Annotated in this window: 18 protein-coding genes and 1 other RNA gene; 4 read left to right on the top strand and 15 right to left on the bottom strand. The window is 46.1% G+C overall.

All coding sequences use genetic code 11. From position 1 onward, the window contains the following. Positions 1 to 14: 14 nt before the first annotated feature. From murD to rsmI, 9 genes are all read right to left on the bottom strand, one after another. Positions 15 to 1,331: a UDP-N-acetylmuramoyl-L-alanine--D-glutamate ligase gene (murD, locus tag AB4274_RS15810; protein ID WP_372112584.1), complete on the bottom strand. Its 1,317-nt coding sequence runs from the start codon at positions 1,329 to 1,331 to the stop codon at positions 15 to 17. A gap of 57 nt (positions 1,332 to 1,388) precedes the next feature. Then, a complete protein-coding gene (gene mraY / locus AB4274_RS15805; RefSeq protein ID WP_017059284.1) occupies positions 1,389 to 2,471 on the bottom strand; it encodes a phospho-N-acetylmuramoyl-pentapeptide-transferase in 1,083 nt (360 codons plus the stop codon). Beyond that, positions 2,468 to 3,841, bottom strand: coding sequence for a UDP-N-acetylmuramoyl-tripeptide--D-alanyl-D-alanine ligase (gene murF / locus AB4274_RS15800; RefSeq protein WP_017059283.1), 1,374 nt, complete (start codon positions 3,839 to 3,841; stop codon positions 2,468 to 2,470). The genes mraY and murF overlap by 4 nt, the downstream gene beginning before the upstream one ends. After that, the gene (gene murE, locus AB4274_RS15795) at positions 3,841 to 5,325 is read right to left on the bottom strand and encodes a UDP-N-acetylmuramoyl-L-alanyl-D-glutamate--2,6-diaminopimelate ligase (protein ID WP_372112582.1); all 1,485 of its coding nucleotides are present in this window, start codon (positions 5,323 to 5,325) and stop codon (positions 3,841 to 3,843) included. The genes murF and murE overlap by 1 nt, the downstream gene beginning before the upstream one ends. Positions 5,326 to 5,343: 18 nt before the next feature. Next, positions 5,344 to 7,101, bottom strand: coding sequence for a penicillin-binding transpeptidase domain-containing protein (locus AB4274_RS15790; protein WP_372112580.1), 1,758 nt, complete (start codon positions 7,099 to 7,101; stop codon positions 5,344 to 5,346). Then, entirely contained in the window at positions 7,098 to 7,415 is a 318-nt protein-coding gene (gene ftsL / locus AB4274_RS15785) for a cell division protein FtsL (protein ID WP_017062901.1), read from the bottom strand. Before ftsL ends, AB4274_RS15790 begins: the two co-directional genes overlap by 4 nt. Before the next feature lie 3 nt (positions 7,416 to 7,418). Further along, entirely contained in the window at positions 7,419 to 8,369 is a 951-nt protein-coding gene (rsmH, locus tag AB4274_RS15780) for a 16S rRNA (cytosine(1402)-N(4))-methyltransferase RsmH (RefSeq protein ID WP_372112579.1), read from the bottom strand. Between the two features lie 228 nt (positions 8,370 to 8,597). Next, positions 8,598 to 9,037: RNase P RNA component class A (gene rnpB, locus AB4274_RS15775), an RNA gene on the bottom strand. A gap of 176 nt (positions 9,038 to 9,213) precedes the next feature. Beyond that, complete coding sequence (rsmI, locus tag AB4274_RS15770) at positions 9,214 to 10,080, bottom strand: 16S rRNA (cytidine(1402)-2'-O)-methyltransferase (RefSeq protein ID WP_171732329.1); 867 nt, start codon at positions 10,078 to 10,080, stop codon at positions 9,214 to 9,216. Between the two features lie 61 nt (positions 10,081 to 10,141). Here rsmI and AB4274_RS15765 point away from each other — a divergent pair, with 61 nt between their 5' ends. Genes AB4274_RS15765 through AB4274_RS15750 form a run of 4 tightly spaced genes read left to right on the top strand, consistent with a single transcriptional unit; the run spans position 10,142 to position 13,559 of the window. Continuing rightward, positions 10,142 to 11,959 (top strand): penicillin-binding protein activator, encoded by a 1,818-nt coding sequence (locus tag AB4274_RS15765; RefSeq protein ID WP_372112577.1) that lies wholly within the window; start codon positions 10,142 to 10,144, stop codon positions 11,957 to 11,959. After that, the gene (locus AB4274_RS15760; RefSeq protein WP_372112600.1) at positions 11,946 to 12,344 is read left to right on the top strand and encodes a YraN family protein; all 399 of its coding nucleotides are present in this window, start codon (positions 11,946 to 11,948) and stop codon (positions 12,342 to 12,344) included. The genes AB4274_RS15765 and AB4274_RS15760 overlap by 14 nt, the downstream gene beginning before the upstream one ends. A 2-nt stretch (positions 12,345 to 12,346) precedes the next feature. Next, positions 12,347 to 12,937 carry a phosphoheptose isomerase gene (locus AB4274_RS15755; RefSeq protein ID WP_004729817.1) on the top strand — a complete coding sequence of 197 codons (591 nt, stop codon included), beginning with the start codon at positions 12,347 to 12,349 and terminating at the stop codon, positions 12,935 to 12,937. A gap of 16 nt (positions 12,938 to 12,953) precedes the next feature. Beyond that, positions 12,954 to 13,559 (top strand): BON domain-containing protein, encoded by a 606-nt coding sequence (locus AB4274_RS15750; RefSeq protein ID WP_017059276.1) that lies wholly within the window; start codon positions 12,954 to 12,956, stop codon positions 13,557 to 13,559. A gap of 253 nt (positions 13,560 to 13,812) precedes the next feature. Here the strand turns inward: AB4274_RS15750 and sspB are convergent, their stop codons facing one another. The 6 genes from sspB to rpsI form a co-directional block, all read right to left on the bottom strand. Next, positions 13,813 to 14,307 carry a ClpXP protease specificity-enhancing factor gene (sspB, locus tag AB4274_RS15745; RefSeq protein WP_017072808.1) on the bottom strand — a complete coding sequence of 165 codons (495 nt, stop codon included), beginning with the start codon at positions 14,305 to 14,307 and terminating at the stop codon, positions 13,813 to 13,815. A gap of 6 nt (positions 14,308 to 14,313) precedes the next feature. Beyond that, positions 14,314 to 14,949 (bottom strand): stringent starvation protein SspA, encoded by a 636-nt coding sequence (gene sspA, locus AB4274_RS15740; RefSeq protein WP_009848943.1) that lies wholly within the window; start codon positions 14,947 to 14,949, stop codon positions 14,314 to 14,316. 97 nt (positions 14,950 to 15,046) lie between these two features. Continuing rightward, positions 15,047 to 15,784 carry a cytochrome c1 gene (locus AB4274_RS15735; RefSeq protein WP_017061436.1) on the bottom strand — a complete coding sequence of 246 codons (738 nt, stop codon included), beginning with the start codon at positions 15,782 to 15,784 and terminating at the stop codon, positions 15,047 to 15,049. Further along, the gene (locus AB4274_RS15730; RefSeq protein ID WP_017061435.1) at positions 15,781 to 17,046 is read right to left on the bottom strand and encodes a cytochrome bc complex cytochrome b subunit; all 1,266 of its coding nucleotides are present in this window, start codon (positions 17,044 to 17,046) and stop codon (positions 15,781 to 15,783) included. The genes AB4274_RS15735 and AB4274_RS15730 overlap by 4 nt, the downstream gene beginning before the upstream one ends. Next, positions 17,046 to 17,636: a ubiquinol-cytochrome c reductase iron-sulfur subunit gene (petA, locus tag AB4274_RS15725; protein ID WP_017061434.1), complete on the bottom strand. Its 591-nt coding sequence runs from the start codon at positions 17,634 to 17,636 to the stop codon at positions 17,046 to 17,048. Before petA ends, AB4274_RS15730 begins: the two co-directional genes overlap by 1 nt. A 330-nt stretch (positions 17,637 to 17,966) precedes the next feature. Further along, positions 17,967 to 18,359: a 30S ribosomal protein S9 gene (gene rpsI / locus AB4274_RS15720; protein ID WP_004740758.1), complete on the bottom strand. Its 393-nt coding sequence runs from the start codon at positions 18,357 to 18,359 to the stop codon at positions 17,967 to 17,969. Positions 18,360 to 18,370: the final 11 nt, after the last annotated feature.

Raw genomic sequence — 18,370 nt, 5'->3', positions numbered from 1 at the left:
AGTCCTTCAACACGTTAAGCATACTCATGAGCAAGCTCAGTGAACGCATCACCTCTTGCCATGAAATTATTAAATTGATCGAAGCTTGCGCACGCCGGAGACAGCATCACCATATCTCCAGCCACCAGCTGTGGCGAGATAGATTCGATTATCTGCTGCATGGTATCGAACTTTTGTGCCGATGGGTGCAGAGGCATGAATTGATCTGCATCTTCACCGAAACAACACAGCTGAACACGCTCAAGTTGCGCCAATACTGGTTCAAGCTCACTAAAGTCAGCACCTTTACCAACGCCGCCAACCAAAAGATATAACGTACCTTGATACTCCAACCCAGACAGGGCTGCCAATGTGCTGGCTACATTCGTTGCTTTGGAGTCATTAACCCATTTGATTTCGCGCTTGTCAGCAACGACTTGGCAACGATGCGTCAAACCGTTATAGGCCTTCAAAGCATCAAGACTTTTGCTGTAGTCGATACCAACTTGCTTCAATAGTGCAAGTGAGACTAACGCATTCGCCACATTGTGACGTCCAACCAATGTTAAATCTTGGGTAGCAAGGACAGGTTTACCGTTGTCCATTAGCCATTCGGTACCATCAACTGTCGCGACACCAAACTCTTGATCGTCGAGTCCGAATGTTACTAATGACATCTTGTGGTCTGGATACGTCTCTTTGTCGTCGCGGTTAACAATCGCACACTGCGCGTTATTAAAAATTCTTAACTTGGCTTCACGATAATCAGCCATACCCTGATAGCGATCCATGTGATCTTCTGACAGGTTCAAAAAGGCTGCTGCTACAAGGTTTAGGTTCGATGTGGTTTCTAACTGGAAGCTTGAAAGCTCAAGCACATATAAATCCGCATCAAGTTCTAGAAGGTCTAGGGCAGGAATGCCAATATTGCCGCCAACGCCAACATTAAGCCCAGCAGCCTTAGCAAGCACACCAGTCAAATCCGTCACGGTACTCTTACCGTTTGAACCAGTAATCGCCACAACAGGCTTATCTACAGCCCAACCAAACAGCTCGATGTCGCCAACGACAGGCGTACCCGCTTCAAGCACATCTTGAATTTCTGGCGTCGCTAAAGCAATGCCTGGGTTAGCAACCACCAGATCAGCCTCAGCTAGCCATTGGCCATTCCAGCTTCCAGAATGCAGCTCAACCGACTCAGGCAAAGATTCCTTTCCTGGTGGTAGCTCTCGCGTATCAATTACCTTTACGCAAGTATGGGGCTGATATTTTACGAGATGTTTAACGACAGAGAGCCCGGTAATACCGAGCCCCACAACCACTACATTTTGAATATTTTGCCAACGTTCCATTTAAACAAGATGCTCTTAATAGTTTTAAAGAGCCCCTATTCAGAGGCTCATACAGGATTAACGAACTTTCAGTGTCGCTAGGCCAACCAGTACTAATACCATTGAGATTATCCAAAAACGCACGATAACACGCGGCTCTGGCCAACCTTTAAGTTCATAGTGGTGGTGAATCGGTGCCATGCGGAAAATACGCTGACCACGCAATTTGTAAGAGCCCACCTGCAGAATCACTGACAGAGTCTCCATTACAAACACACCACCCATGATCACTAGTACCAACTCTTGACGAACGAGTACCGCAATCACACCTAACGCACCACCCAGTGCTAGAGAGCCAACATCGCCCATGAATACTTGTGCTGGGTAAGTGTTAAACCATAGGAAGCCAAGGCCTGCACCAACGATAGCAGTACATACCACCACCAGTTCAGAGGTGTATGGGATGTATGGAATGTGTAGGTATGCTGCAAAGTTAACGTTACCTGTCGCCCAAGCGATAACAGCAAAACCCGCAGCAACCATAACCGTTGGCATAATCGCCAAGCCATCTAGGCCATCAGTTAGGTTTACCGCGTTACTGGTACCTACAATAACAAAGTAAGTTAGAACAATGTACAGTAAACCAAGTTGTGGCATCACATCTTTAAAGAAAGGCACCACTAATTGTGTCGCAGCAGTGTCTTGCCCATGAGCATACAGAGCAAACGCCACAACCAATGCAATAGCCGATTGCCAGAAGTACTTCCAACGCGCAATCAAGCCATCAGTGTTCTTACGAACGACTTTACGATAATCATCAACAAAACCAACTGCACCGTAACCGCCTAGCACGACAAGTACGGCCCAAACGTAAGGGTTTGATAAGTCAGCCCAAAGTAAGACCGTAATGATGATCGCAGCAAGGATCATCACACCACCCATGGTTGGTGTACCACGCTTACTGAAGTGAGATTCTGGGCCGTCATTACGAACAACTTGGCCAATTTGCAGCATTTGCAGACGCTCAATTAAACGAGGTCCCATCCACAGCGACAGACATAAAGCCGTCAAAATGCTCGCGATTGCACGAAACGATAAGTATTCGAACAAACGGAAAAAAGAAAAGTGTGGCTGTAGTAGCTCTGCAAGCCAAATTATCATGAAAAGTTCTCCTTTAAAGCAGCGGCTATTTTACTCATTCCTGCACTATTGGCGCCTTTTACCAACAAGGTATGTGGCGCGTTTTCTGGCAAGCTCAAGTGCTGCTCTATGTGCGCGATCATCGCTTCATGCGTTGCAAAGTGAGTGCCGTTACACACTTCACTAATCACCTTGGTATCATCACCGTAAGTGAGTACATGCTCAAAAGCGAATGGGGCAGCATATTCACCGACTTGACGGTGAAGTGCAAGGCTTTCATCGCCTAATTCAGCCATATTGCCTAAAATCAACCAACGCTGGCCTTTGAAGCTCGACAACAATTTAGCTGCAGCCTTCATTGCCGGTACACTGGCGTTGTAACTGTCATCTATCAGCTTGATATTCTGACTTAATTGTTGAACCTCAACTCGGCCTTTAACTGAGATAAGATTCGCTAAACCGCTTTTAATTTCTGCAAGCGTGGCACCGAATTGAATGCTCAGTGCTGCTGCGGCTAATGCGTTGGCTACATTGTGCTGACCAATAATGCCAAGTTCGACATCGATAGCACCTTGCGGGGTCTGCATATCAAAGCAAGCTTCACCCTGCTCGTTGATGCGAATATTCGTCGAAAAGTAATCCGCCGTGTCATCACTTTCAGAAAAGGTCAGTACGTTTTTGTCTGCAAGCACATCTTTCCAGAAGTCACCACCATTGCTCTCTAGGTTAACAATAGCAGTATCACCAGCAGCAAGCCCCTGAAAAATTTCGCCTTTCGCTTGTTTAACACCATCAATTGAGCCAAAGCCCTCTAGATGCGCGGCAGCAACGTTATTCACTAAGGCCACCTGTGGTTTCACAAGCTGCGTGGTATAGGCAATTTCACCAATGTGGTTCGCGCCCAGTTCTATCACGGCATAGTCGTCATTGGGTTCACTGCGCAGCAAGGTTAGTGGTACTCCAATATCATTATTGAAGTTACCCGCTGTAAACAGCACTTTGCCACGTTGTTGTAGAATACTCGCGACCATCTCTTTGACGGTCGTTTTGCCACAGCTTCCTGTTATCGCCATGGTTGGCACGTTACATTGTTTGTGGATCCAAGCACTTAGCTGACCTAAAGCAAGTTTAGTGTCTTCAACAACAACTTGAGTAATATTTAGGTCAAGTTTTCGTTGAACTAATAACGCACTCGCATTGGCCTCAACAGCCTGACCACAAAAATCATGCGCATCAAAACGTTCACCTACGAGAGCAACAAACAGTGCACCTTCTTCAACGGTGCGAGTATCGGTAGAAACCGCATTGATCAAACTATTGCTCGATTTGCCAGCCTCTATCAGCTGACCGTTCACCGCTGAGCAGATCTGCTCGAGTGATACATCAATCATTATGAAATACCTAAAAGTTGTAGTGCTGACTCTCGATCCGAATAGTGGATCGTTTTGTCTTTCAATACTTGGTAATCCTCATGGCCTTTACCTGCCAGAAGAATAATGTCGTTATTACCCGCCTGCTCTAGAGCAAACTTAACCGCCTGAAAGCGATCGTGTTCAACAAAGGCGGCTTCAGGCTCACTTAAACCTGCCAGCATGTCTTTAACAATCAATGCCGGGTCTTCACTGCGAGGGTTGTCATCTGAAATAATAATGTTATCGGCGAACTGCTCTGCGGTAACCGCCATCATAGGGCGCTTGCCTGTATCTCGATCACCACCGCAGCCAAAGATTGCCCATAGCTTTCCAGAGCAATGTACACGTAGTGATGCCAATGCTTTCTCTAAAGCGTCTGGCGTATGCGCGTAATCGACAACCACTTTTGCTTTGTTCGGCACTTGGAACAGTTCCATACGACCAATCACAGGTTGCAACTGAGGCGCAGTGTCGACCAAGATTTGCTTATCGATACCTAATGACAGCAAGGTCGCAAAGGCAACCAGTACATTTGATGCGTTGAACTGACCAATTAATGGAACCGAAAGATCGCCTTGTCCCCAACTACCATCGAAAGAGAGCTTAATCCCAGTTTCTGCATAAGCAACATCAGATGCCCATACTGACTGCTGGTAGCCAGTTAATGGAAGTAATGAAACAGCAATCGCATTGGACAAATCTGACATCCATGCCTTGCCTATTTCATCATCTACATTGATCACTGCATGTTTGCATTTATGTTGAGTAAACAGGCTTTTCTTAGCCAACGCGTACTCTTCCATCGTACCGTGGTAATCCAGGTGATCTCGGCTCAGGTTAGTAAATACGCCAACCTCAAAATCCAAAGCTTTTACTCGGCCTTGAACCAAACCATGAGAAGAGATTTCCATCGCGGTATAAACGGCATTTTCTTCAGCCAACTCACTCAGCGTACGCTGTATTTCAATCGCACTACCTGTGGTGTTCGCTGCTGTTTTTAGATTATCTAAGAAGCCATTACCTGTAGTGCCCATTACCGCAGAGCGTTGACCAACGAGATCTAACCACTGAGCAATCAATTGAGTGATGGTGGTTTTGCCATTGGTACCTGTAACGCCAATCAGCTTAGTCGCCTGAGACGAGTAAACACGACCGGCCAACTCAGATAACACCAAGTTAAGGTCTTTAATGTAAACAACCGGAACAGCATCCAACCACTCAATCAGACCATGGGCCTTTTCAGCATCAGCTTGTGCGATAACGGCATTGGCTCCCTGTGAGACCGCTTTGTCAATGAAACGACGGCCATCAACAGCATGCCCAACTACAGCAACAAAAATATCGCCGTCTTTGATGGCACGACTATCCAACTCCAACTGTTCAACGGCAATCGCATCCAGCTCAGGTGAACTAAAGTCACCCCAAGGAGAAAGTAAAGATGACAGCGTGAGGCTATTACTCATATTGAATCCTGATTGGCTCTATTCTTGAAACTTGTTTTCATCAGCAGGGACATTCAGAATTTGCAGTGCGCCCTTCATGATTTCAGAAAAAACAGGGGCTGCGACCGAGCCACCATAGTAGAGGTCACCTTGAGGTTCATTGATCATCACAACCAAAGAGACTCTTGGGTCACTCACTGGAGCAACACCTGCGGTATAGGCGAAGTACTCGTCTCCATAACCACCGGAAATCGCTTTTCTAGATGTACCTGTTTTTGCTGCTACTCGGTAACCCGGCACGGCAGCTCTTGTCGCTGTACCGCCCTTTTGGGTTACGCCTTCTAGCATGTTCAAAACCAACTCAGCATTTTCGCGCTTGATGATCTGTTTTGAGAAATCTTGGTCGTTGCTTTTAACGATATGGATAGGTTCGTAAACACCGTGATTCGCTAACGTCGCATAGGCATGAGCCAATTGCAGCGGAGTAATCGCTAGACCATAACCAAAGGATAAGGTAGCGATTTCAAACTTAGACCAGCGTCGACGGTTCGGGAAAATACCCGCGGTCTCACCGACTAGATTCAGCCCAGACATCTCGCCAAGACCAACAGAACTGTACATGCCCAGTAGCGCTTCAAGTGGCATATCCAGTGCTAACTTCGCCACACCGATGTTACTCGACTTCTTAAGGATTAACGCCAAGTCTGCCTTACCAACTTTGGAAGTATCACGTACACGGCTACCACCGATTTGCATGATGCCGTTACCCGTATCAATTACAGTATCAGCATCCGCGGTACCATTTTCGAGAGCGGCAAGAACAACAAACGGCTTAACCGTCGAACCTGGCTCAAAAGCATCGGTGATCACGCGGTTACGCATCTTAAAGCTTTGTAAATCAGCACGATTGTTTGGGTTGTAAGACGGTGCGTTAACCATGGCCAAAACCGCACCCGTTTTTACGTCTAATAAGATGGCAGATCCAGACGTCGCCTTGTGATCGGCTACCGCCTGTTTAATCGCTCGATAAGCGATGGCTTGTAAGCGCTGATCGATGGTCAATTCGAGTGGTTTACCTTCTTCACGCTCTTCTAGTGCAATGTTTTCAACTACTCGCCCGTAACGGTCTTTACGGATTGTACGTTTACCTGCTTCACCCGTGAGCCACTTATCGTAGCTGCGCTCGACACCTTCTAGGCCGTGTCCATCAATTCCGGTCACACCAATAAGATGCGCGCTGACTTCACCGGCTGGGTAATAACGACGTGATTCTGCTTTAAGACCAATACCCACCAGCTTTAAGTCGCGGATGTATTTCGCCATTGCTGGGCTAACTTGTCTTTGTAGGTAGATAAAACGACGAGATTTGTCGCTGGAGATCTTGTTGATCATCGATTGTCGATCTAAGCCAAGTACATCAGCTAGCGCATACCAACGATCAATTTGGGCCATGCCATTTTTATCGAAGATGGTTTTCGGGTCAGCCCATACCGCCTCAACAGGCACACTGACGGCAAGTGGTTCGCCATTGCGGTCTGAAATAATACCGCGGGCAGAAGGAATAGCCTTAACACGTACAGAACGAAGGTCGCCCTGACGAATTAAGTTATCTGGTTCAATGACTTGGATGTAAGCCACACGAGCTACTAGTACAGAAAAGGCAACCAACACAAAAGCAATAACGACGTTGAAACGCCATTTAATCAGAATTGGATCCGAGTCCTTTTCGCTCTTCACTCGCTCTTTCGTTGGTTTCTTAACGGCTTTCGCGGGGGCTTTTTCCTTTTTTCCGGTCATTTCAGTGTGATCACAACTTCTTTGTCGGAGTCTGGACGTTTCATGTCTAGCTCTCGTTTTGCCGATGCTTGAACGCGGCTATGTTCAGCCAGAGCCGTCTCTTCAAGCATTAAATTTCGCCATTCATTATCAAGCTGTTCACGCTCACTCAATGCCATGTCTTTTTGCGTGATTGCCTGACGTGACATGTGTGTCGTGAGAACGACCCCCATCGCGCTCGCGAAGATACAGATAAGCAGCACCAATGGGACTTTACCCACGGAGATCAAATCAAAAAATATTATCTTGGCTAAGTTAGGTTTGGAGGTCTTCATTGACTATAGCTTTTCTGCGATTCGTAATACTGAGCTACGCGAACGAGTATTCTCATCCACTTCATCTTTAGAAGGCTTGATCGCTTTACCAACAGGCTTAAGATCAGCACTGCCTAGCGCTTTGATCTGCTCTTCTGTTAGTGGCAGGCCATGTGGTACTTGCGGACCTTGGCTCTCTTTACGGATAAAGCGCTTCACCATGCGGTCTTCAAGAGAGTGAAAGCTAATAACAGACAAACGGCCTTGAGGAGCAAGAATGCTTGCTGCGCCTTTCAGGGCTGTATCGATCTCTTCAAGTTCACTGTTGATGTAGATACGGAAGGCTTGGAAAGCACGTGTTGCTGGGTGCTTTTTCTCTTTGAAGCTTTTTGGAGCTACATCCGAGATAAGCTTAGCCAACTGACCGGTACGCGTTAGTGGTTCGTTCTCTTCATTCTCTTGATAAGCAATGATGCCTTTCGCGATACGACGAGCGTGTTTGTCTTCACCGAACTCACGAATAACCCATGTGATGTCATCAAGATCGGCTTCAACTAACCACTGAGAGACAGGAATACCGGTTGTTGGGTCCATACGCATATCAAGCGGACCGTCTTTCATGAAGCTAAAGCCACGCTCAGCGTCATCTAGCTGTGGTGAAGAAACACCTAGATCCAGTAACACACCATCCACTTGACCGACTAAGTCATAACGCTCTGCATATTCAGCCATACCTGAGAACGGGCCGTGAATAATCGTAAAACGAGGGTCATCAATCTTTTGCGCTTCTGCAATCGCTTGTGGATCGCGGTCAATACTAAAGAGTTGTCCATTCTCGCCCAGTTTAGACAGGATTGTACGGCTGTGACCACCACGGCCAAAAGTACCATCGATGTAGGTACCGTCAGGTTTGATCGCAAGTCCGTCAATAGATTCGTTAAGCAATACTGAAATATGTTTGAATGCTTCTGTCATAGTCTTCTCAGTGAGTGGATTGAGCCATTAGTTCGGCAATAATTTGTTCTATTAACGTTTTAGTGTACTGATTTCACGCCGTATCTCCACCATATTGTGTATAGGCTTTGGGAATTTTTGACCCAAGCTCATATCAGGGTGAAGGATTCTAAGGAAATCTAAATAATTTACGTCAATATAAAGCAAAAAACCCATCACTACCGTTAAGTAATGATGGGTTCTTTATATAGGTGGAGTTGACACATACGCCGGGTTCTGTTCCGCTTGCGCGGCGGTAACCATTCGTCTAGGCCTGCAATCGCTCACAGGCTCAAGCAATCTACCCGCCCCCATACGCGAGCAACGCAATGTGAGGGCCTATTTGATCTTGCTCCGGGTGGAGTTTACCTTGCTACGAACTGTTGCCAGTCGCACGGTGCGCTCTTACCGCACCCTTTCAGCCTTACCTGTGCCCCTTCCGAAGAAATGAGGCCATCGGCGGTCTTCTCTCTGCTGCACTTGTCGTGGGCTCGCGCCCCCCAGACGTTATCTGGCACCCTGCTCTATGGAGCCCGGACGTTCCTCCCCTCTGCCAGTCTCCCGAAGGACTTCAACGTCAGTTTCCCGAAGGACCTCAACGTCAGTCTCCCGAAGGACATCAGCAAAGCAGCGATTACCCGTTCAACTCCGAGGGCGGATTGTATAGAGATTAGGGTGCAGTGTCTAGCGAGATCACAAATATGGTGCAAACCTCTAAGCAACTGCGTGAATTTTACACAATTCAGACAAAAAAAGAGGAATAACGGCAATACCATCACTCCTCACAAGCTTTTCAATACAGGTTAGCTACTCTATAAAGAGGTTTCTAGTGGTCTAGATGCTCTAGGCCCCATTTGTATAACGCGTTCTTTTTCAGATTGTAGATTTCTGCCGTCATCGCCGCCGCTTTTTTAAGAGGCAGCTCTTTGGTTAGAATGCCTAGTGTGCGAGTCGCTTCGTCTGGCAGTTCTGTGCTCGCTTCTTCACGATGACCATGAATCAGTAACACCATCTCACCGCGCTTACGGTTCGAATCTTCTTCAATCCACTCAATCAACTCACCCAGTGGCAATCCTTGAATTGTTTCGAATGTCTTAGTCAGCTCACGTGCCAAGACAACTTCACGGTCTGGGCCTAAGATCTCAAGCATATCTTGTAGAGAATCTGAGATTCGATGTGGTGATTCGTAGAAGATACACGTGCGCTCTGCTTTCGCGATCTCTAGGAACTTATCTTTACGACCTTTGCTCTTTGGCGGCAAAAAGCCTTCAAAGCTGAAACGATCAGACGGTAAACCAGACGCACTCAATGCCGTAATCACTGCACAAGCACCAGGAAGTGGCACAACTCTCACACCCGCTTGACGACATTGTGAGACAAGATGGTAACCTGGGTCACTGATTAAAGGTGTACCCGCATCAGAGACTAATGCGATAGACTGACCTTCTAATAACCTTTCGACTAGAACTTGCGCTTTAGTTTGTTCATTATGATCATGTAAAGCGAACGTTCTGGTTGATATATTGAAGTGAGCAAGCAGCTTACCCGTGTGGCGTGTGTCTTCGGCTGCAATAACATCGACACTTGATAAAATTTCAATTGCTCTTTGAGTGATATCTCCCAAATTTCCGATTGGGGTTGGCACAATGTAGAGAGTTGGGCTCTCTGTGAGCAAGGTTTTGTTATCTGTCATTTGTTTACCATCACTTCAACGATTAATATAGATACAAATTTATACGGAATTTAAAGAACTCATGGCAACGATGAACCATAAGAGACTCAGTGTACCACGCTTACTAACTCCAATTGCATTAGCAATTACATTGGCGGCTTGTTCTTCAGGTCCTCAAGCACCAACGAGCGTTGATATTACACTAGATCCAGCGCAATCAACTGAAAGTTACATGATGCAGGCGGATAGTAGCAAAGGAAGTCTACAAAACGACTGGTTAATCATGGCGCTTAAGGCTTCTGTGCAAGTTGGAAAAACCGATCAAGCAACTCTGCTGATTAAACGCTTAGCAAAACAAGAGCTGAGCGAAACGCAACAAGCGGAATGGCAATTAGCGCGCGCTCAGCTGCTGGTGAATAACTCACAGCCAGATCAAGCTTATAGCCAACTAAACTTCCAGCCTTGGTGGAAGCTTCCGAACGAGCAGTGGAAAGATTATCACGAGCTACGCGCGAACATCTCAGAGATGAAGAGTGAGTATTTCGAGGCAAGCCGTGAGTTAGTGCTCTATTCAGAGTACCTAGAGGCTGACGACGAGCTTCAACAGCAAACTGCCGACCGTATTTGGCAAAACCTGAATAGCTACTCTCAATACGAGATTCTAGAACTGAAAACATCACCGACAGAAGATGTGCTTTCAGGTTGGTTACAACTGGCAATCTACATGAAGACGCTGAACTCAAATCTTCCAAACCTGCAGGAAACCCTGTCTGGTTGGCTAGCAGAGAATTCTCAACACCCAGCAGCGACATACACACCTCAAGCGATCACTGACATCTTGGCGCTAGAGATCAGCAAGCCAACCAGCACTGCACTATTACTGCCTCTAACCGGTAAATACGGTAAGCAAGCACAACTTGTACGTGACGGTTTCATCTTTGCGATGATGAATGACAAAGAGCGTGAAGAAGATGCAACGCTGACGGTAATGGATACCAACGTGCAAAGTGCCGCTGAGATTAAAGCGACACTGGAAGAGAACAACGTTGATTTCATCGTTGGCCCGCTGATTAAGAGCAACATCACTAAACTTCAGCAAGCGCAGAAAAACCACGAGAACTCGATTCCAGCATTAGCTCTGAACATTCCAACACAACTAGAACCTGATACTAACATTTGTTATCTCGCTCTATCGCCAGAACAAGAAGTTGCTCAGGCAGCGAAACACCTATTTGCTCAAGGCTACAAGTATCCGCTTATCCTTGCGCCAAGAGGACGTTTAGGTGAGCGTGTTGAGCAAGCGTTTAAGGAAGAGTGGAAAAAATACAGCAGCAATGATGTTGCTATCAGCTTGTTCTCTGACAAACGCCAACTGCAACGCAATGTGAATCAGGTATTCGGCTTGCAAGAGAGCCAACAGCGTATCGCTCAAATGGACGGGTTACTGAACCTAGACCTAGAAACAGAGCCACGCAGCCGTCGTGATATCGATTCTGTCTACATTGTGGCTAAGAACTCAGAGCTAACACTAATCAAACCCTTCATTGAAGTTGCAATTAACCCAGATGCGAGCCAACCCGCTCTGTTCTCGAACTCACGCAGCAACAGCGGTGATAAGCAGTATGAAGACCTAACCGGTGTGTTCTACAGCGATATCCCACTATTAGTTGAGAATAAAAACGAGCTTAATAAAGAGCTCAACGACCTATGGCCTGCACACTCAAACGGCCAAAAACGCCTGCAAGCACTGGGAATGGATGCATACTACCTAATGGATGCACTACCACAGATGAAAGCCGTACAGGGTTACAGCATTCCAGGTGAAACGGGTGTGCTAACCATCGATAACAACTGTGTGGTTCAACGTGAAATCAGCTGGGCAGAGCATGGGGCTTTTTAGCCGAAAGCTCCTATCCAAACCAAGCATCACCCACAAACAAGTGGGTGATAAATACGAGACCGTGGCAAAATCTTATCTGATTAACCACGGTTTATCGTTAATAGAAGAAAACTTCATAGCAAAATGTGGCGAGATTGATCTTATAATGCGCCATAACAATACGGTTGTGTTTGCTGAGGTAAAATACCGCAAGCAAACCCGCTACGGACATGCCGCTGAAATGGTGACTGCCAAGAAGTCACAGAAACTGCTCAAAACAGCCAATGTTTGGCTTATGCAGCAAGGCTTGTCGGTGCACTCTACAGATTTCAGGTTTGATATTGTTGCCATTGAAGGGCCGAATGACACTATCGACTGGATTCAAAACGCGATTACCCAAGGATAAACATGCTAGACAGCATTAAAGAAAGTTTCACAGAAAGTATTCAAATCCAAATTGCGGCTGCAGAAGCTCTGCCTGACGCAATCACGCATGCCGCTCAAGCCATGGTTGCGACCTTGCTTAACGGAAACAAAATTCTTTGTTGTGGTAATGGTGGTTCGGCGTCGAATGCTCAGCAATTTGTATCGTGCCTACTCAACCGATTTGAAACAGAGCGCCCTAGCCTTCCAGCAATGGCACTCACAGCAGACAACACCACGCTAACGGCTGTGGCTAACGACTACCACTATGAAGAGATCTTCTCTAAGCAGGTGCGTGCGTTTGGCCAAACTGGCGATATCCTGTTGGCGATCTCGACTAGCGGTAACAGCAAGAACATCATCAAGGCAATGGAAGCGGCGGTAACTCGCGACATGACCATCATCGCCTTTACCGGTAAAGATGGTGGTGAGATGGCAGGTTTGCTTGGTGAACACGATGTAGAGATTCGTATCCCTTCACACCGTACAGCGCGCATTCATGAAGTACACATGGTGACACTACACTGCCTATGTGACCTAATCGATCAAGTACTCTTCCCTGCTCACGAAGAGTGATATACGGAGCATCACAATGAAATCATTAACCTCTATGAGGCTGTTTAAGCTGATTAGTGTTTCGCTACTTACACTGTCTCTGTCTGGTTGCGCTGGCATTTTCATTGCTGGTGCTGCAACCACTGCAAACCTAGTCACAGATACGCGAACAACCAAAGAGATTTGGAACGACAACAACATCGAATTCGAAGTTGCAGCGATTACCAATAAACAACCATTCCGTGGCAACGTGCGTGTCACCGCAAGCTCATACCGAGGTTCGGTGGTACTGATGGGCCAAGCGACCACAGATTCAGAACGTCGCGCTTTTGAAAACCAAGCCAAAGAAGTAGCTGGCGTTGAGAGCATCCACAATCAGGTTCGAGTGAAAGAACCTTTGTCTGTAAGTGCTATCAGTAAAGACAGCTGGATTACCACTAAGGTGAAATCAGCTCTGCTTGCGAATGCTGAGCTTAACGGCATCAAAGTAAAAGTGATTACTGAGGATTCAGAAGTATTCCTACTTGGACTCGTGACTAGAGAGCATGCCGATATCGCGACAGAAGTTGCGCGTAACATATCTGGCGTAAAACAGGTTATTCGAGCGTTTGAATACGGTGAAGAAGAGACGGCTGTTAACTAGCCGTAAGCCAGTCAACTAAATGCGATATAGCAGAAAAGAAAAAGCAGCGACGAGTCGCTGCTTTTTTATTTGGTTCGTTATCTAATACCAATCGTAGTAAATAATCTATCATTCTAGCTTGTTAAAAATTTCGATAACTGCGTTAGAATTTTTGATTGTAGAATAACTACTTATCAAAAATTCCGCCTTGCTCTCAAGCTTTTTTCCTGCGCTATTTCTGATCACTTACTTACTGTGATTGGTATAACTAACGTTATTTGATAACACGAAGGCTTGGGCGACCTTTCGCTGGACGAGGTGGCTCAGGATCTGAGTCTGGCTCTTCAGCATCTACGTCTGCCGTTGCTACGCTCAAAGATGGGCCTTTTTCTGGTTCTTCAAAAGGACTTTCTTCAATCCCTTCTTCAAACGCTTCCATGTAAGCCTCTTCAGGTTCAAACATGGTACCAGCACCATTTTCACGAGCATAAATCGCTTGTACTGCGTAAAGCGGAACGATCACAGAGTGTGGACGACCACTAAAGCGAGCACTAAACGTCACAGCTTCGTTACCCAGTTCAAGTTGTCCAACCGCACGAGGCGCGATGTTCAGAATGATCTGACCATCTTGAACAAACTCTTCTGGAACTCGCACACCCGGTAATGTTGCTTCAACAACAAGGTGTGGAGTTAGTTCGTTATCAACCAGCCACTCATAAAATGCACGAAGCATGTATGGTCGGCGTGGAGTCATATTAGAAATATCCATAAACGCTTAGCGAACGAGTCGCATCTCACGCTCAGCTTCAGTTAGAGAAGCTAGGAATGAATCACGTTCGAATACGCGGTTCATGTAAATCTTAAGCTCTTTAGAACCAGGACCAATTAGTTCGATACCAAGCTCAGGTAAACGCCATAATAGCGGAGCTAGGTAACAATCAATTAGGCTAAACTCTTCGCTCATGAAGTATTCATACTCAGCGAAGATAGGAGCAAGAGTCAGTAGGTCGTTGCGCAGTTTAACGCGAGCTGCTTCAGATTCTTCAGCGTTGCCTTTAACGATCTTCTCTGCAACTGAATACCAGTTACGCTCAATGCGGTACATCATTAGACGGCTGTTACCACGAGCAACCGGGTATACAGGCATCAACGGTGGATGAGGGAAACGCTCATCTAGGTATTCCATGATGATCTTCGAGTCATATAGAGCAAGCTCACGATCAACAAGAGTAGGTACTGATTTGTACGGGTTCAGTTCAACAAGCTCTGCTGGTAGATTTTTTTCATCAACCAACTCAACTTCAACACTTACGCCTTTTTCAGCAAGAACGATGCGCACCTGATGGCTATACATATCAGAAGCACTTGAGAAAAGAGTCATTACAGAACGTTTATTGGCAGCTACAGCCATGGAGCCCTCCAGTACACTTTAAATAAAAACAATGGAGGCCTAAAGCCTCCATTGAACATTAACATAATTTGGGAATTAGCACGGTATTATAGCACAATTAGTGCACATCACGCCAATACTCTTTCTTCAGCAAAATCACGATGATAGTGAAGATTACTAAGAAGGCCATTACCCACCAACCCATAGCGTGACGCTCAAGTTGAACTGGGTCGCCCGAGTAAACCAAAAAGTTAACAAGGTCACGAACTGCTTCGTCGTATTCACCAGCACTTAATTCGCCAGAGCCGTCAGTCTCAGTGCCAACAACAACCGTCACTTCCTCGCCATCTACCATATGAGTATCGTAGATTGGTGTTGGGATACCTTGCAGTTCTTCAAGAACGTGCGGCATACCAACGCTTGGGAAAACAATGTTGTTCACGCCAAATGGACGAGACGGATCTTCATAGAAAGTACGAAGGTAAGTGTACAGCCAGTCTGCGCCACGAACACGAGCAACCAATGTTAGGTCTGGTGGCGGAGCACCAAACCAACTTGCCGCTTGATCAGAAGGCATAGCATTAACCATCAAGTCACCGATTTTCGCTTCAGGGTCGAAAATCAGATTTTCCTTCATAAGATCAACGGGGATCTCTAAATCATTCGCAACACGTTCATAGCGCTGGTACTGCGTTGAGTGACAAGCGAAACAGTAGTTCATGAACATCTTAGCGCCATTTTGCAATGAAGCTTTGTCTGTTAAATCATTGTTCGCTTTGTCTAATGGTACGTTTGCACCCGCTGCCATCACCAGTGACGGCAACATAGCAAATAAAATTACAATCCACTTTTTCATTTGAATGTCACCCTTTCTGGTAATGGTTTCGTCGCTTCATTTTTACTGTAGAACCACAGTAGAACGAAGAACATGAAGTAACCTAAGCTAAAGATTTGAGCCAGTAGCGTGTATGTTGGCGTTGCTGGAAGCGCACCAAGTACACCAAGCGCAATAAAGCTTATTGTGAATTGGATGATGTTAATCAAATGCAGTTTGCTACGGTAACGGTAAGAACGCACTTTACAACGGTCGAACCATGGTAGTAGGAATAGCACAACAATAGATGCGCCCATTGCTACAACACCTAGCAACTTATCAGGGACAGCACGCAGAATTGCGTAAAACGGCGTGAAGTACCATACCGGAGCGATGTGCTCTGGTGTTTTCAGTGGGTTAGCAGCTTCAAAGTTTGGCGGCTCAAGGAAGAATCCACCCATCTCTGGGTTAAAGAACAGCACATAACAGAAGAAGAATAGGAAACCGGCCACACCAACCATATCTTTCACGGTCCCGTATGGGTGGAAAGGAATAGAGTCAATGATGTCGTATTTCTTAGTGTAATCCTTGTGGAATGGGAACTGCGTTTTGTAGTCGTCGCCCATTGTGCCTTTAGGAAGTTTCGTCTCAATACCGTCTGGGTTGTTCGAACCCACTTCGTGCAGTGCTAGTACGTGAAGTACGATAAGCAGCAGAAGTACAATTGGTAGAGCGATAACGTGCAGTGCGAAGAAACGGTTCAGCGTTGCACCAGAGATGATGTAGTCACCACGGATCCAAAGCGTTAGGTCATCACCGATAACAGGGATCGCACCAAACAGAGAAATGATTACCTGAGCACCCCAGTAAGACATTTGACCCCATGGTAGTAGGTAACCCATGAAAGCCTCAGCCATAAGCACTAAGAAGATCAACATACCGAAGATCCAAAGTAGCTCACGAGGCTTTTGGTAAGAACCATAGATTAGGCCACGGAACATGTGCAGGTAGATAACAACGAAGAATGCCGAAGCACCTGTTGAGTGCATGTAACGTAGTAGCCAACCGTATTCCACATCACGCATGATGTATTCAACAGAAGCAAATGCACCCTCACCTGACGGTACGTAGTTCATTGTTAGCCAAATACCCGTAAGGATTTGGTTAACCAATACCAACATTGCCAAAGAACCGAAAAGGTACCAAAAGTTAAAGTTCTTAGGCATTGGGTATTCAGATAAATGCTTTTTATACGCATTCATCGCGGGTAGACGTTTCTCTACCCAATCAAGCAATCCTTGCATTACGCGTCTCCCTCGTCCACACCGATCATGATCTTAGTGTCACTCAAATACATATGCTTTGGTACAACAAGATTCAATGGAGCTGGTACGCCTTGGAATACTCGACCTGCCATATCAAACTTTGAACCATGACAAGGACAGAAGAAACCAGACTTAACACCCTGAACTTGTTCTGCAAAAGAATCCGGCAGGTAAGTTGGAGAACAACCTAAGTGCGTACAGAAACCAACAGCAACGAAGAATTCCGGCTTAATTGAACGGAACTCGTTCTGTGCGTATTCTGGTTGTTGTTCAGCTTCAGATTGAGGGTCACGAAGTTGACCACCGATCGATTTTAGGTTTTCTAGTACCGACTCAGCACGGCGTACAACCCATACAGGTTTACCTTGCCACTCGACACGAACCATTTGTCCCGGTTCTAACTTACTGACTTCCACTTCCACCGGCGCGCCCGCAGCTTTCGCCTTGGCACTCGGATTCCATGATTTAATAAAAGGCACGGCTACAGCAGCTGCTCCTAAACCACCAACAACGGCTGTTGTTGCGGTTAAGAAACGCCTGCGACCGTTATTTAAAGGCGCGTTGCTCATCCAAACATTCTCCCATTTGCTCCTTGTGGATTGAAATAATTCCGATTAAAGAGCATGGCTAACAAAATATGTATTTAGTTCTATTTATTGACGGCAAATGATAAATAAAACCCTACTTTTTGACAAGATAAAGCTACCTTTTTGTAACAATCATGAGGCAAAGCGCACATTGGGTTACAAAAGCTTTCAAAATATAAGAATTTGGAAATAAAACGAGGAAGGGAAAGCGTTTAGAGGGGGTATAAAAACAAAAAGCCCGGCATATAGCCGAGCTTTGAACCACAATTCCAGTCGTAAAACTGGGGGCGTGTACTTTTTCGTAAAGAAAAATTAACGCTTAGAGAATTGAGGTTTACGACGAGCTTTACGTAGACCAACTTTCTTACGTTCAACGCAACGAGCGTCACGAGTAACGTAGCCAGCTGCACGTAGAGCAGGACGTAGAGTTTCATCGTACTCCATAAGAGCGCGAGTGATACCGTGGCGGATTGCGCCAGCTTGACCAGAAATACCACCACCAGAAACAGTGATGTAAAGGTCAAGTTTCTCAGTTAGTTCAACTAGCTCAAGAGGTTGCTTAACAACCATACGAGAAGTTGGACGACCGAAGTAAACATCAAGGCTACGCTTGTTGATTACGATCTCACCAGAGCCTGGTTTGATGAAAACACGAGCTGCTGAGCTTTTGCGACGACCAGTGCCGTAGTATTGATTCTCTGCCATTTTCATAATCC

Source organism: Vibrio sp. 10N.261.55.A10, from assembly GCF_041470825.1.
GTDB lineage: Bacteria > Pseudomonadota > Gammaproteobacteria > Enterobacterales > Vibrionaceae > Vibrio > Vibrio crassostreae_C.
Note: the sequence above shows the minus strand (reverse complement) of the source record. Positions and strands in the feature narration are given on the sequence as shown.

Excerpts from the sequence above, each read along its gene's own strand:
- sspA (WP_009848943.1), bottom strand. The coding sequence starts at position 14,949 with ATGGCTGTAGCTGCCAATAAACGTTCTGTAATGACTCTTTTCTCAAGT.
- AB4274_RS15750 (WP_017059276.1), top strand. The coding sequence starts at position 12,954 with ATGAAATCATTAACCTCTATGAGGCTGTTTAAGCTGATTAGTGTTTCG.
- murE (WP_372112582.1), bottom strand. The coding sequence starts at position 5,325 with ATGAGTAATAGCCTCACGCTGTCATCTTTACTTTCTCCTTGGGGTGAC.
- sspB (WP_017072808.1), bottom strand. The coding sequence starts at position 14,307 with ATGGATATTTCTAATATGACTCCACGCCGACCATACATGCTTCGTGCA.
- murD (WP_372112584.1), bottom strand. The coding sequence starts at position 1,331 with ATGGAACGTTGGCAAAATATTCAAAATGTAGTGGTTGTGGGGCTCGGT.
- AB4274_RS15760 (WP_372112600.1), top strand. The coding sequence starts at position 11,946 with ATGGGGCTTTTTAGCCGAAAGCTCCTATCCAAACCAAGCATCACCCAC.
- petA (WP_017061434.1), bottom strand. The coding sequence starts at position 17,636 with ATGAGCAACGCGCCTTTAAATAACGGTCGCAGGCGTTTCTTAACCGCA.
- AB4274_RS15765 (WP_372112577.1), top strand. The coding sequence starts at position 10,142 with ATGGCAACGATGAACCATAAGAGACTCAGTGTACCACGCTTACTAACT.
- ftsL (WP_017062901.1), bottom strand. The coding sequence starts at position 7,415 with ATGAAGACCTCCAAACCTAACTTAGCCAAGATAATATTTTTTGATTTG.
- mraY (WP_017059284.1), bottom strand. The coding sequence starts at position 2,471 with ATGATAATTTGGCTTGCAGAGCTACTACAGCCACACTTTTCTTTTTTC.
- AB4274_RS15790 (WP_372112580.1), bottom strand. The coding sequence starts at position 7,101 with ATGACCGGAAAAAAGGAAAAAGCCCCCGCGAAAGCCGTTAAGAAACCA.
- rpsI (WP_004740758.1), bottom strand. The coding sequence starts at position 18,359 with ATGGCAGAGAATCAATACTACGGCACTGGTCGTCGCAAAAGCTCAGCA.
- AB4274_RS15755 (WP_004729817.1), top strand. The coding sequence starts at position 12,347 with ATGCTAGACAGCATTAAAGAAAGTTTCACAGAAAGTATTCAAATCCAA.
- rsmI (WP_171732329.1), bottom strand. The coding sequence starts at position 10,080 with ATGACAGATAACAAAACCTTGCTCACAGAGAGCCCAACTCTCTACATT.
- murF (WP_017059283.1), bottom strand. The coding sequence starts at position 3,841 with ATGATTGATGTATCACTCGAGCAGATCTGCTCAGCGGTGAACGGTCAG.
- rsmH (WP_372112579.1), bottom strand. The coding sequence starts at position 8,369 with ATGACAGAAGCATTCAAACATATTTCAGTATTGCTTAACGAATCTATT.
- AB4274_RS15730 (WP_017061435.1), bottom strand. The coding sequence starts at position 17,046 with ATGCAAGGATTGCTTGATTGGGTAGAGAAACGTCTACCCGCGATGAAT.
- AB4274_RS15735 (WP_017061436.1), bottom strand. The coding sequence starts at position 15,784 with ATGAAAAAGTGGATTGTAATTTTATTTGCTATGTTGCCGTCACTGGTG.